Origin of the sequence: Pseudomonas sp. zjy_15 (assembly GCF_043101865.1) — a bacterium.
GTDB classification, from domain to species: Bacteria; Pseudomonadota; Gammaproteobacteria; order Pseudomonadales; family Pseudomonadaceae; genus Aquipseudomonas; species Aquipseudomonas putida_Y.
Genome location: NZ_JBICII010000015.1, coordinates 21,344 through 33,887, shown reverse-complemented (window position 1 = coordinate 33,887; position 12,544 = coordinate 21,344). Strand labels below are relative to the sequence as shown.

Below are 12,544 nucleotides of genomic sequence, written 5' to 3'. Positions count from 1 at the left end.
TCGGCAGCGAAGCTGAGATCCTAGGGGCGCTTCGCACCCCATTCGCGACACAAGGCCGCTCCCACAAAAAGCCGAGCAGTTGTCAGGCCAAAGGCCGGCTATGGGGAAACAGCAGGTCGATAAAACGCTCGGCCGTGGGCTGCGGTTCATGGTTGGCCAGGCCGGCACGTTCGTTGGCCTCAATGATCACGTACTCCGGCTGCCCGGCATCACGCACCATGAAGTCCAGCCCCACCACCGGAATTTCCAATGCGCGTGCCGCGCGCACGGCAGCATCGGCCAGCACCGGGTGCAGGCGTTCGGTGACGTCTTCCAGGGTGCCGCCGGTGTGCAGGTTGGCCGTACGTCGCACGGCCAGGCGCTGGCCGGCTGGCAGCACGTCGTCATAACCAACGCTCGCTGCGCGCAAGGTGCGCTCGGTTTCGTCGTCCAGCGGAATGCGGCTTTCGCCACCGGTGGCGGCCTGGCGGCGACGGCTCTGGGCTTCGATCAACTGGCGCACGCTGTGTTTGCCGTCGCCCAGCACCTGCGCCGGGTGACGGATGGCGGCGGCCACCACCTCGTAGCCGATCACCACGATGCGCAGGTCGAACCCGGCATGAAAGCTTTCCAGCAGCACGCGGCTGTCGAACTGGCGGGCGTGCGCCACGGCACGGGTGATGTCGTCGATACAGGTCAGGTTCACCGCCACCCCCTGGCCTTGCTCGCCATCGACTGGCTTGACCACCACCGCGCCATGCTCGTCGAGAAACGCCAGGTTGTCATCGGCATTGCCCGCCAGCTGTTGCGCGGGCACCTGCAGCCCGGCGTTGTGCAGGGCGTGCTGGGTCAGGCGTTTGTCCTGGCACAGGGTCATGGTCACGGCACTGGTCAGGTCGCTGAGCGATTCCCGACAGCGAATGCGCCGCCCGCCCAGGCTCAGGGTGAACAGGCCGCCAGCGGCGTCGTCCACCTGCACTTCGATGCCCCGGCGCAGGGCCTCGTCAACGATGATGCGTGCGTAGGGGTTGAGGTCGGCCTGCGGGCCGGGCCCGAGGAACAGCTGCTCGTTGATACCGTTCTTGCGCTTGACGGCGAAGGTGGGCAGGTTGCGAAAACCCAGTTTCTGGTACAGGCGCTTGGCCTGGCGGTTGTCGTGCAGCACCGACAGGTCCAGGTAGGCCAGGCCACGGCTCATGAAGTGTTCGATCAGGTGGCGCACCAGCACCTCGCCCACGCCGGGGCGGGTGCAGTGTGGGTCCACCGCCAGGCACCACAGGCTGCTGCCGTGCTCGGGGTCATCGAACGCCTTGGTGTGGTTCAGGCCCATGACGCTGCCGATCACCGAGCCGCTGTCTTCGTCCTCTGCCAGCCAGTACACCGGGCCACCCAAGTGCCGGGGGGTAAGCAGTTCGGCGTCGACGGGGAGCATCCCGCGCGCCTGGTACAGGGTGTTGATCGCCTGCCAGTCGGCGGGGTTCTGTGCCCGGCGCACGCGAAAGCCGCGAAATACCCGCTGCGCCGGGCGATAGTCGGTGAACCACAGGCGCAGGGTGTCGGACGGGTCGAGGAACAGCTGCTGTGGGGCCTGGGCCAGCACCTGCTGCGGTGCGGCCACGTACAGGGCGATGTCACGTTCGCCCGGGTGCTCGTCGAGCAAATCCTCGGCCAGGGAAACCGGGTCGGGGTAGGTGTGGCCTATCAGCAGCCGGCCCCAGCCGCAGTGCACGGCACGCGGTTGGTCGTGGGGCTGGCTGCCGTCGCCGGCCAGGCGCGCTTGCAGGCGCTCGTAGGACGGCGCCTGGCCGCGCAGTAGGCGCTGACCATAAGCGATTTCATGGGCTTTCATCGGTCAGATTCCTTGTTCGCTCAACCACAGGTTAAGCGCTGCCAGTTGCCACAGCTTGGAACCTCGCAATGGCGTCAGTTGACCGTGCGGGTTGCTCAGCAGGCGGTCGAGCATGGCCGGGTTGAACAACCCTCGGTCCTGGCTGGGGTCGGTCAACAGCTCACGTACCCAGCCCAGGGTGGCACCTTCCAGATGCTTCAGGCCCGGTACCGGGAAGTAACCCTTCTTGCGGTCGATCACCTCATGCGGGATCACCCGTCGCGCCGCCTGCTTGAGCACCTGCTTGCCGCCGTCGGGCAGCTTGAAGCGTGCGGGTATGCGTGCCGACAGTTCCACCAGGCGGTAATCAAGGAACGGCGTGCGCGCCTCCAGGCCCCAGGCCATGGTCATGTTGTCCACCCGCTTGACCGGGTCGTCGACCAGCATCACGGTGCTGTCCAGGCGCAGGGCCTTGTCCACGGCAGCCGGTGCGCCCGGGCGCGCGAAGTGTTCGCGTACGAAGTCGCCGGCGGCATCGGTTTCCAGCAGCCAGGGGGCCTGCACGGTGTCGCGGTACTCGGCGTGGCTGCGGTCGAAGAACGCATCACGATAGGCCGCATAGGCATCGTCGGCGCCGTCCACCTGCGGGTACCAGTGGTAACCGGCGAACAGCTCGTCGGCACCCTGGCCGCTCTGTACGCCCTTGCAGTGCTTGGCCACTTCCCGCGACAGCAGGTAGAACGCGATGCAGTCGTGGCTGACCATCGGCTCGCTCATGGCGCGGAACGCAGCCGGCAACTGGTCGATGATCTCGTGTTCGGCAATGCGCAGTTGGTGATGGCGGGTGCCGTAGTGCCTGGCGATCAGGTCGGAGTACTGGAACTCATCGCCGCGCTCTCCGCCGGCATCCTCGAAGCCGATGGAGAAGGTCGACAGGTCTTCCACCCCCACTTCGCGCAGCAGGCCGACCAGCAGGCTGGAATCGACCCCGCCGGACAGCAACACGCCAACATCCACAGCAGCCCGTTGGCGGATGGCCACGGCGTCCCGGGTAGCGTCGAGCACGCGGGTGGTCCAGCCTTCCAGGTCCAGTTCATGCTCGTCGGGGTGGGGGCCGTAGTGCAGTTGCCACCAGACCTGGCGTTCCACTTCGCCATGCTGGTCGATGCGCATCCAGGTGCCAGGCTCCAGCTTCTGCACGTTGGCCAGCAGGGTACGCGGTGCCGGTACCACGGCATGGAAGTTCAGGTAGTGGTTGAGAGCCACCGGGTCGAGCATCGGGTCGATGTCGCCGCCCTTGAGCAGCGCCGGCAGGGTCGAGGCAAAGCGCAGGCGCTCACCGTTGCGCGACAGGTACAGGGGTTTGACGCCGAGGCGGTCGCGGGCCAGGAACAGGCGCTGGTTGTCGCGCTCCCAGATGGCCAGGGCAAACATGCCGTTGAGCTTGGGCAGCAGGGCCGCGCCCCAGGCGTGGTAGCCCTTGAGCAGCACCTCGGTGTCGCCGTCGGACCAGAAGCTGTAGCCCAGCGCCTGCAGTTCCTCGCGCAGTTCGGGGAAGTTGTAGATGGCACCGTTGAAGGCCAATGACAGGCCCAGGGTGTTGTCGACCATCGGCTGCGCCGAGCCGTCGGACAGGTCCATGATCTTCAGGCGCCGGTGGCCCAGGGCGATCGGGCCCTGGCTATGGAAGCCCCAGGCATCCGGGCCACGCGGGGCCAGGTGATGGGTAATGCGCTCTACCGCAGCCAGGTCGGCTGGGCGAGGGGCTTGGTCGATGGGGGTGAAACGCAATTCTCCTGCTAATCCGCACATAAGTCCTTACCGGTTTTTCCGTTGGGGAGGTGATGCCCCGGATTAGGGCACCTTAATGAACTGACATGTTTGCTTTTTGAGAGTTTTAGACCTTTTGGTTATAAGTGGATGGGCATACAGCTTGATGCTATCACGTCCCTCGAATCAACCGACGCAACCCAAACCGGTTCGGATGGCAGGCCTCCACCACCGCCCGCGGCAATGGCAGCGGTTCCCCACATACCCAGGCCGCCACCAGCTCGCCACTCAACGGCGCCGTGATCAACCCGCGTGAGCCGTGCCCGCTGTTCACATACAACCCGCCCAACCAAGGGCAGGGCACATCCGGTACCTGCCGTGCATCACGGCCCAGCACTGCGTAGGCTTCGGCAAACGCCTGCCCGTCGGCGACCGGCCCGACGATCGGCAGGTAATCCGGGCTGGTGCAACGGAACGCTGCACGCCCCTGCAGTTGCTCAGCGTCCAGTTTAGCCACGCCCAGCCGCTGCGCCAGATCGACGGAAATTTCGTCCAGCAGTGCCAGGTTGCCCTGGTGCTCGGCCAGCGTCGGCGCAAGGTCCTCACTGTGGAAGTCAAAACTTGCCCCCAGTGTATGTTCACCCTCGCGCGGCGGTGCCACATAGCCTTCCGCGCACACCACGGTACGCAGTGCCTGGCTGCTGGCGGTGGCCGGCAAGCGGGTGATCTGCCCACGGATGCGCTTGAGTGGTAACTGCGCGCAAGGGGCGAAGCGCCGCACATCCGCTGCACCGGCCAGGACCACCACTGGAGCGCTGGCTAACAGCTGGTCGCCAGCCCAGGCCTGCCACTGTTCACCCACTTTGCGCAGTTCGAGCACTTCCTGGTGGGTCACCAGCTGAATACCTGGGTGCTGCAACTGCTGCTGACACAGTGCCGGCGGGTGCACCCAGCCACCTTCGGGGTAGAACAACCCGCCGCCAGGCAACGCCACGCCGGCGATGGCTTCGGCCTCGGCGCGCTCCAGCGGGTGCAGCAAGCCGCGGTCGAAGGCGGCAGCCAGCTTGCCCTGGCGTTCGGCCTCCTTGCTGTCGAAGGCCAGTTGCAGCACCCCGCAGGCATCCCAGTCACGGCCACGCTGCAAGCGCTGCAGCTGGCGCCGGGTGTAGCCGAACCCGGACAGGATCATCTGCGACAGCGCGGTGCCATGGGCAGACAGCTTGAGGTACAGCACCCCTTGCGGGTTGCCCGAAGCTTCCTGGGCCGGGGTTTCGTGGCGCTCCAGCACGGTAACCTGCCAGCCACGCCGGGCCAGGCTGGCGGCGCTGCTGCTGCCGGCAAGACCGGCACCGATCACCAGCGCCTCGCGCGGCCCCTGTGCAGCAGCGGGGCGTGCGTACCAAGGTGCGTGTGGGCCGGGCAGGGGGCCGACGTAGGCGCCGCTCATCACTTCCCACTTCTTGCCGATGCCTGGCACCTTTTTCATGGCGAAGCCGGCTTCGACCAGGCTGCGGCGTACCCAGCCGGTGGTGGTGAAGGTGCCCAGCACCGTGTCCGGATGCGATAGCCGCGCCAGTTGCGCAAACAGCGCCGGGGTCCACATGTCGGGGTTCTTGGCGGGGGCGAAGCCGTCGAGGAACCACACATCGACCTGCGCGTCGAGCTGCGGCAGCTGTTCCAGCACATCGCCTATCAACAGGGTCAGGGTGACCCTGCCATCGGCGAAGGTGAACTGCTGAAAGCCCGGGTGCACCGCCACGTACTGCTCCAGCAGCGGCTCGGTATAGGCGGCCAGTTCAGGCCACAGGTTCACTGCGCGGGCCATGTCGGCGTGGCCGAGAGGGTACTTTTCGACGCTGACGAAGTGCAGGCGCGCGTCGCTGTGTGCGTGCTGGTCAAACAGCTGCCAGGCGCAGAAAAAATTCATGCCGGTGCCAAAGCCGGTTTCGCCGATCACCGTACAAGCATGCGGCGCCAGGTTTGCAAAACGTTCGGCCAGGCGGGTCTGGCCGAGAAACACGTGCTTGGTTTCTTCGATGCCTTCGTTGACTGCGAAATAGACGTCGTCATAGTGCCGCGAATGGGGGCGGCCCTGTTCATCCCAGTCGATCTGGGCGTGCTGGAGGAGGGTGGGCATGGTTGGCTCGGTTGCAGCGGATGGCGGGATTTTATGCCATCCGGATGAGCTGTGGGAGCGCGTTCATTCGTGAAGAGGCCCGTACAGGCAGAAATGAAATCCGCTAGTCTTGCTTATCCATTGAAGGAGCCAGTGCATGTTCGAATCTGCCGAAATCGGCCACAGCATCGACAAGGAGGCTTACGACGCCGAGGTACCCGCTTTACGCGAGGCCCTGCTCGAAGCCCAGTACGAACTCAAGCAGCAAGCGCGTTTTCCGGTGATCGTGCTGATCAACGGCATTGAAGGCGCCGGCAAGGGTGAGACGGTAAAACTGCTCAACGAGTGGATGGACCCGCGCATGATCGATGTGCTCACCTTCGACCAGCAGACCGACGAAGAGCTGGCCCGCCCGCCCGCCTGGCGTTACTGGCGGGCCTTGCCGCCCAAGGGGCGGATGGGGGTGTTCTTTGGCAACTGGTACAGCCAGATGCTGCAGGGGCGTGTGCACGGGGTGTTCAAGGATGCCGTCCTCGATCAGGCCATTACCGGTGCCGAACGCCTGGAGGAGATGCTTTGCGATGAAGGTGCGCTGATCATCAAGTTCTGGTTCCACCTGTCCAAGAAGCAGATGAAGGCGAGGCTGAAATCGCTCAAGGACGACCCGCTGCACAGCTGGAAGATCAGCCCGCTGGATTGGCAGCAATCGCAAACCTACGACCGTTTCGTGCGCTTTGGTGAGCGCGTGCTGCGCCGCACCAGCCGCGACTATGCGCCATGGCACATCATCGAGGGGGTAGACCCGAATTACCGCAGCCTGGCGGTGGGGCGCATTCTGCTGGAAAGCCTGCAGGCCGCGCTGGCCAATAACCCCAAGGGCAAGCACCAGGGCAACGTGGCCCCGTTGAGCCATAGCATCGACGACCGCAGCCTGCTTGGCGCCCTGGACATGACGTTGCGGCTGGACAAGGCCGACTACCAGGAACAGTTGATCACCGAACAGGCCCGCCTGGCCGGCCTGCTGCGTGACAAGCGCATGCGCCGGCACGCGCTGGTGGCGGTGTTCGAAGGCAACGACGCCGCCGGCAAGGGGGGCGCCATCCGTCGCGTGGCGGCGGCGCTGGATCCGCGTCAGTACCGCATCGTGCCGATTGCCGCACCCACTGAAGAAGAGCGCGCCCAGCCCTACCTGTGGCGGTTCTGGCGGCACATCCCGGCACGTGGCAAGTTCACCATCTTCGACCGCTCCTGGTATGGCCGGGTGCTGGTGGAGCGGGTGGAAGGCTTCTGCAGCCCGGCCGACTGGATGCGTGCCTACAGCGAGATCAACGACTTTGAAGAGCAGTTGGTGGATGCGGGCGTGGTGGTGGTGAAGTTCTGGCTGGCGATCGATCAGCAAACCCAACTGGAGCGTTTCGAAGAGCGTGAGCAGATTCCGTTCAAACGCTACAAGATCACCGAGGATGACTGGCGCAACCGCGACAAGTGGGACGAATACTCCCAGGCTGTGGGCGACATGGTCGACCGCACCAGCAACGAGATTGCCCCATGGACGCTGGTGGAAGCCAATGACAAGCGCTGGGCGCGGGTGAAGGTGGTGCGCACCATCAACCAGGCGCTGGAAGCGGCGTTTGCCAAGCACAAGAAATAGCCGAAGGTGAGGTTGCCTGTTCTGGCCTCTTCGCGGGTAAACCCGCTCCTACCGGGGATCGCGTGCTGAGCTGCGCCCCGGATGTTGGACAAAAAATCCAACACCGGGGCGCAGCTCACGCTCCCGTAGGAGCGGGTTTACCCGCGAAAGGGCCAGCACAGGCAACACCTCCCCCCAGCCATGCCCCAAAAGAATGACCTGATGAATTCTTTTCTCGGCACTCTCCACCGTCCCCGTCCTCCAACCCCGTAGAATTCAACAACCCCCACTACGGGCTTGATCGAGGATTTTATGCACACCACTTCTGGCCGCTGGGGCTATGGGCTGTTCCTGGCACTTCTGACAGCGCTGCTCTGGGGCATCCTGCCGATCAAGCTCAAGCAGGTACTGCAAGTGGTCGACCCGATCACTGTCACCTGGTACCGGCTGCTGGTCTCCGGCGGCCTGCTGTTCGCCTGGCTGGCGGCTCAGCGGCGTTTGCCGTCCATCCGCAAGCTGGCGCCCAGGGGCAAGGGCCTGGTGCTGGTTGCGGTGCTCGGCCTGATGGGCAACTACGTGCTCTACCTGATCGGTCTCAAACTGCTTAGCCCGGGTACCGCACAACTGGTGGTACAGATCGGCCCGGTGCTGTTGCTGGTGGCCAGCGTGTTCGTGTTCCGCGAGCGCTTCAGTGTGGGGCAGGGCATGGGGCTGTTGGTGCTGCTGGCAGGGTTTGGCCTGTTCTTCAACCAGCGCCTGGAAGAGCTGCTGACTTCACTGGGTGCCTATACTACCGGCGTGTTGACCATCTTGCTGGCGACCAGCATCTGGGTGTTCTACGCCCTGAGCCAGAAGCAGTTGCTGACCGTGTGGCACTCGCAGCAGGTGATGATGGTGATCTACCTCAGCTGCGCTGGGTTGCTGACACCTTGGGTGCACCCACTGGAGGCCTTGCAACTGACCCCGGTGCAAGGCTGGCTGCTGCTGGCCTGTTGCCTGAACACCCTGGTGGCGTACGGCGCGTTCGCCGAAGCGCTGGCGCACTGGGAGGCGTCGCGGGTAAGTGCCACGCTGGCGCTGACCCCGTTGGTGACCTTCGTTGCGGTGGCGCTGGCAGCATGGGTGTGGCCTGACTATGTGCATGCCGAGGACATCAACGCCCTGGGCTATGTGGGGGCGGTCACGGTGGTGTTCGGTTCGGCGCTGGTAGCGCTGGGGCCCTCGCTGGTGGCCAGCTGGCGGGCGCGTCGAGAACGAGGTCAGCGCGCATGCTCATCAGAGGGATGACCTAGCATTTTTGCTAGTTGCGAGTTTTTTGCTATTTGAATCAAATGTGCATAAAAGTTCGCGGAGTAAGGGTGATGAAGGCTCATGCGTTTGTGCATCCGGGTATAAAGGTAAATGTGAATTACCTTGAGAGGTTCGTGCGTCATAATCTGCATCGTGAACCTTGGAAGAGTGCCAGTGAAAAAGTACTGAATGATTATTTGAACCGAGCAGATAAGAACTGGGCTCCGAAGCCGCGCGATGTGGTGGATTGCGGAGCTTATAGTCAGCCGGATTGTGGGTGTACTGATGAAACCCGAGATGGTCAGGCTGCCTATGCGCAGGCATTGCTCTGGGTGATCAAGGATGACAAGGAATATGCAGCTACTGCCATCAGAATCCTTGACGCATGGTCTGTAAAACTTACCGGAGGACATGTCGGCGAAAATGCACGCCTTCAGGCGTCGTGGGCAGCGTGCTTGTTCACCAGTGCTGCGGAAATCCTTGCTCATACCGAATCTGGCTGGACGCCTGAGGGTAAGGCGCGTTTCACGGTTATGTTGGAAACGCAGTTTCAACCGATTGTTGAGAAACTTTTCTATGGTGGAGGCTGGCTGTGGGATACCGTAGCTGGCAATTGGCGCTCAACGGGTATCGAAGCACTTTTCTACATAGCGATTTTTACCGAAAATCAAGGGCTGTTTGAGACGTGCACCCGGCTTTGGAAAGACCATATTGTGGCATCCATTTATTTAGAGTCTGATGGGGTGCGTCCCCGGCTATTGCCCAATTGGACCAGGGTGCCGAGTGATGAAGAGGTCAATCAACAGTGGGGTAGTCCATACCGTTACATTGAGGGGATGAACATTGAGAGCTGTCGTGACTTCGCCCACACCGCTTATGGCTTGGCAGCTACCATCAATGTAGCTGAAACTGCATTGTTGCAGGGTATCGATTTGTACAGGGATGAGGAGACGCAAGCGATGGCGCGAATAATGCAAACGATGGAGTTTCATTCCCGGTATGAAAACATTGCATTGATGCCAGACATCTGCAAGAAATACCACGGCATCATCTTGAGTGCACAATGGACCTTTGAAATCGGGTACACCCACTATGCGGTCCGTTTGGGTCACCCTTTGCCAGAAACCCGCGCGTTCGTACAAAGACATCGGCCCACGCAAGGGGATTTCCATTACATGTGGGAAAGCTTGACCCATGCTTATCCTCGTACGGGCGATGACCCGATTGCTTAAGCGTCACAGAGATAGGTAAAGCTATTCAATAAACTGTGAGCCGCCCCTGGCACGGTACCGTGGGTAATTTGGCAGCCTGGGCGGCTCATCGGGGGCTAGCCTTTACCCCCCGGCGCCAGCATGTTCTCCGGCCGCACCCACTGGTCGAATTGCTCATTGGTCAGATACTTCAACGCCAAGGCCGCCTCGCGCAAGGTCTTGCCCTCGCTGTAAGCCTTCTTGGCAATTTCCGCCGCCTTGTCATAACCAATATGCGGGTTCAGCGCGGTCACCAGCATCAACCCGCGCTCCAGGTGCGCGGCCATCTGCTCGGCATCCGGCTCGATACCCGCCACGCAATGCTGCTGGAAGTTGCGGCAACCATCGGCCAGCAACTCGATGGACTGCAGCAGGTTATGGATGATCACCGGCTTGAACACATTCAACTGCAAATGCCCCTGGCTGGCGGCAAAACCGATGGCCGCGTCGTTGCCCAGTACCTGGCAGGCCAGCATCGACAGCGCCTCGCACTGGGTGGGGTTGACCTTGCCCGGCATGATCGAGCTGCCCGGCTCGTTGGCGGGCAGGCGCACCTCGGCCAGCCCGGCGCGCGGACCGGATCCCAGCAGGCGCAGGTCGTTGGCGATTTTCATCAGGGCCACGGCCAGGGTCTTCAGGGCCCCCGCCAGGCTGGTCAGCGGTTCGTGGCCGGCGAGGGCGGCGAACTTGTTGGGCGCGGTGATGAGCGGCAGGCCGGACAGCGCCGCCAACTCGGCAGCGATGGCTTCAGCAAAACCCTGCGGGGCGTTGAGCCCGGTACCCACGGCAGTACCGCCCTGAGCCAGTTCGCACACCGCCGGCAGGGTGGCGCGTATGGCGCGCTGGGCGTAATCGAGCTGGGCGACGAAGGCCGACACTTCCTGGCCGAAGGTAATCGGCGTGGCGTCCATCATGTGCGTGCGGCCGGTTTTCACCAGCTTGTGGTGACGCATCGACAGCTCGGCCAGTCCCGAAGACAATTCGGTGACGGCCGGCAGCAGCTTTTCATGCACCGCCAGGGCTGCCGCAATGTGCATGGCGGTGGGGAAGCAGTCGTTGGAGCTCTGCGAGCGGTTGACGTGGTCATTGGGATGTACTGGCGCCTTGCCGCCACGGCCTTTGCCGGCCAGTTCGTTGGCGCGCCCGGCGATCACCTCGTTGACGTTCATGTTGCTCTGGGTGCCGCTGCCCGTCTGCCAGACGACGAGCGGGAACTGATCGTCGTGCTGGCCATCCAGCACTTCATCGGCGGCCTGTTCGATCAGCCGGGCGATGTCGGCCGGCAGGTCGCCATTGCGGTCGTTGACGCGCGCAGCGGCCTTCTTGATCAGTGCCAGGGCGTGCAATACCGCGAGGGGCATGCGTTCCTTGCCAATGGCGAAGTTGATCAGCGAACGCTGGGTCTGCGCACCCCAGTAGGCGTCCTCCGGAACTTCGACCGGGCCCAGGCTGTCTGTCTCGATACGGCTCATTCTGTACTCACTCCTGTGTAGTTCGAAATCGCAGTTTAGGCCCTGATTCGACCGAGCGGTTCCGTCGCTCGTCGTGCCACTTGAGCACTTCGCCACCACGGCGCAGAATGCTCTACCCTGAGGTGCCCGCCACCCTCTCTTTGAAGGAAATGCAATGACCCGTCTCCGTGTCCTTTGTGCTGCCGTTGCCCTGGCTTGCGCCAGCGGCCAGGTACTCGCTGCCACCGCCAGCCACAACGCTGCTGCCGAGAAATTCCTGACCCTGGCCAACGCCGACAAGCTGGGCACCCCGGTGTACATGCAAGTGCAGCAGATGTTCGCCCAGCGTTTCGCCCAGACCAAAGCCCCGTCCGCCAAGCAGCCCGTACTGGAAAGCTACCAGGCCAAGGCCAATGCCGCGCTGGACAACGCCATCGGCTGGAAAAAGCTGAAGCCGAAGATGGTCGACCTGTACACCCGCACCTTCACCGAGCAGGAGCTGAAGGACCTGGTGAAGTTCTACGAATCGCCGCTGGGCAAGAAAGTGCTGCGTGAAATGCCCAAGGTCACTCAGCAGTCGGCGCAGCTGACCCAGCAGAGCCTGGAGCCAGCAGTACCGGTGGTGAACAAGCTGCTGGAAGACATGACCAAAGAACTGGACCCGAACGCAGGCAAGGCCGCCGCCCCAGCGAAGAAGTGAGTACGCCGCAATGACCATGCAACAACGAATCGAACAGCAACTGGCCGCCCTGGCGCCGCAACATCTGGAAGTGCTCAACGAAAGTCACATGCACAGTCGTGGTCAGGAGACCCACTACAAGGCGGTGATCGTCAGCGAGCAGTTTGCCGGGTTGAACAGCGTCAAGCGCCACCAGAAGGTGTACGCCACCATGGGTGAGCTGATGGGCGAGATCCACGCCCTGGCCATCCATACCTACACCGCCGAAGAGTGGGCCAAGGTCGGCGTTGCACCGGCCTCGCCCGTTTGCGCCGGCGGCGGGCACTGAAACCTTTCTGTTGTTCTGGTAGAATCCTGCAAAATCCGGGGGCCGCTTTGCGGCCCTTTCGCGACACAAGGCCGCTCCCACAGGAACCGCACTAGCCATCGGGTTACGCGGTCCCTGTGGGAGCGGCCTTGTGTCGCGAAAGGGGTGCAAAGCGCCCCCATGCTTTTTCTGTACCTGTCAAACCCGGTCCGCCCCTTACGAGGGCAACCACCTGGAGATTCCG

At 63.0% G+C, this 12,544-nt stretch carries 9 protein-coding genes; 5 read left to right on the top strand and 4 right to left on the bottom strand.

Annotated features, from left to right (window positions below):
• Positions 1-82 precede the first annotated feature (82 nt).
• From ngg to mnmC, 3 genes are all read right to left on the bottom strand, one after another.
• Positions 83-1,828 carry an N-acetylglutaminylglutamine synthetase gene (gene ngg, locus ACF8EF_RS01620; RefSeq protein ID WP_176685035.1) on the bottom strand — a complete coding sequence of 582 codons (1,746 nt, stop codon included), beginning with the start codon at positions 1,826-1,828 and terminating at the stop codon, positions 83-85.
• Positions 1,829-1,831: 3 nt separating this feature from the next.
• Positions 1,832-3,619, bottom strand: a complete 1,788-nt coding sequence (locus ACF8EF_RS01615) for an N-acetylglutaminylglutamine amidotransferase (protein WP_209964134.1) — start codon at positions 3,617-3,619, stop codon at positions 1,832-1,834.
• 130 nt (positions 3,620-3,749) lie between these two features.
• Positions 3,750-5,714: a bifunctional tRNA (5-methylaminomethyl-2-thiouridine)(34)-methyltransferase MnmD/FAD-dependent 5-carboxymethylaminomethyl-2-thiouridine(34) oxidoreductase MnmC gene (mnmC, locus tag ACF8EF_RS01610; RefSeq protein ID WP_176685037.1), complete on the bottom strand. Its 1,965-nt coding sequence runs from the start codon at positions 5,712-5,714 to the stop codon at positions 3,750-3,752.
• Between the two features lie 136 nt (positions 5,715-5,850).
• Here mnmC and pap point away from each other — a divergent pair, with 136 nt between their 5' ends.
• From pap to ACF8EF_RS01595, 3 genes are all read left to right on the top strand, one after another.
• A complete protein-coding gene (pap, locus tag ACF8EF_RS01605; protein ID WP_392462308.1) occupies positions 5,851-7,344 on the top strand; it encodes a polyphosphate:AMP phosphotransferase in 1,494 nt (497 codons plus the stop codon).
• Between the two features lie 291 nt (positions 7,345-7,635).
• Entirely contained in the window at positions 7,636-8,610 is a 975-nt protein-coding gene (locus ACF8EF_RS01600) for a DMT family transporter (protein ID WP_176685039.1), read from the top strand.
• 74 nt (positions 8,611-8,684) lie between these two features.
• The gene (locus ACF8EF_RS01595) at positions 8,685-9,845 is read left to right on the top strand and encodes an alginate lyase family protein (RefSeq protein ID WP_176685040.1); all 1,161 of its coding nucleotides are present in this window, start codon (positions 8,685-8,687) and stop codon (positions 9,843-9,845) included.
• Positions 9,846-9,940: 95 nt separating this feature from the next.
• On the opposite strand, the gene ACF8EF_RS01590 is transcribed toward ACF8EF_RS01595, so the two are convergent.
• A complete protein-coding gene (locus ACF8EF_RS01590; RefSeq protein ID WP_209964147.1) occupies positions 9,941-11,335 on the bottom strand; it encodes a class II fumarate hydratase in 1,395 nt (464 codons plus the stop codon).
• Between the two features lie 154 nt (positions 11,336-11,489).
• Between ACF8EF_RS01590 and ACF8EF_RS01585 the strand changes: the two genes are divergently transcribed.
• Entirely contained in the window at positions 11,490-12,014 is a 525-nt protein-coding gene (locus ACF8EF_RS01585) for a DUF2059 domain-containing protein (protein ID WP_176685042.1), read from the top strand.
• 10 nt (positions 12,015-12,024) lie between these two features.
• Positions 12,025-12,321, top strand: a complete 297-nt coding sequence (locus tag ACF8EF_RS01580; protein ID WP_010952797.1) for a BolA family transcriptional regulator — start codon at positions 12,025-12,027, stop codon at positions 12,319-12,321.
• Positions 12,322-12,544: the final 223 nt, after the last annotated feature.

What these genes read in the sequence shown, in the direction of transcription:
- ACF8EF_RS01600 (WP_176685039.1), top strand. Translation starts at nt 7,636, where the DNA reads ATGCACACCACTTCTGGCCGCTGGGGCTATGGGCTGTTCCTGGCACTT.
- ACF8EF_RS01585 (WP_176685042.1), top strand. Translation starts at nt 11,490, where the DNA reads ATGACCCGTCTCCGTGTCCTTTGTGCTGCCGTTGCCCTGGCTTGCGCC.
- mnmC (WP_176685037.1), bottom strand. Translation starts at nt 5,714, where the DNA reads ATGCCCACCCTCCTCCAGCACGCCCAGATCGACTGGGATGAACAGGGC.
- ACF8EF_RS01590 (WP_209964147.1), bottom strand. Translation starts at nt 11,335, where the DNA reads ATGAGCCGTATCGAGACAGACAGCCTGGGCCCGGTCGAAGTTCCGGAG.
- ACF8EF_RS01580 (WP_010952797.1), top strand. Translation starts at nt 12,025, where the DNA reads ATGACCATGCAACAACGAATCGAACAGCAACTGGCCGCCCTGGCGCCG.
- ngg (WP_176685035.1), bottom strand. Translation starts at nt 1,828, where the DNA reads ATGAAAGCCCATGAAATCGCTTATGGTCAGCGCCTACTGCGCGGCCAG.
- pap (WP_392462308.1), top strand. Translation starts at nt 5,851, where the DNA reads ATGTTCGAATCTGCCGAAATCGGCCACAGCATCGACAAGGAGGCTTAC.
- ACF8EF_RS01595 (WP_176685040.1), top strand. Translation starts at nt 8,685, where the DNA reads ATGAAGGCTCATGCGTTTGTGCATCCGGGTATAAAGGTAAATGTGAAT.
- ACF8EF_RS01615 (WP_209964134.1), bottom strand. Translation starts at nt 3,619, where the DNA reads ATGTGCGGATTAGCAGGAGAATTGCGTTTCACCCCCATCGACCAAGCC.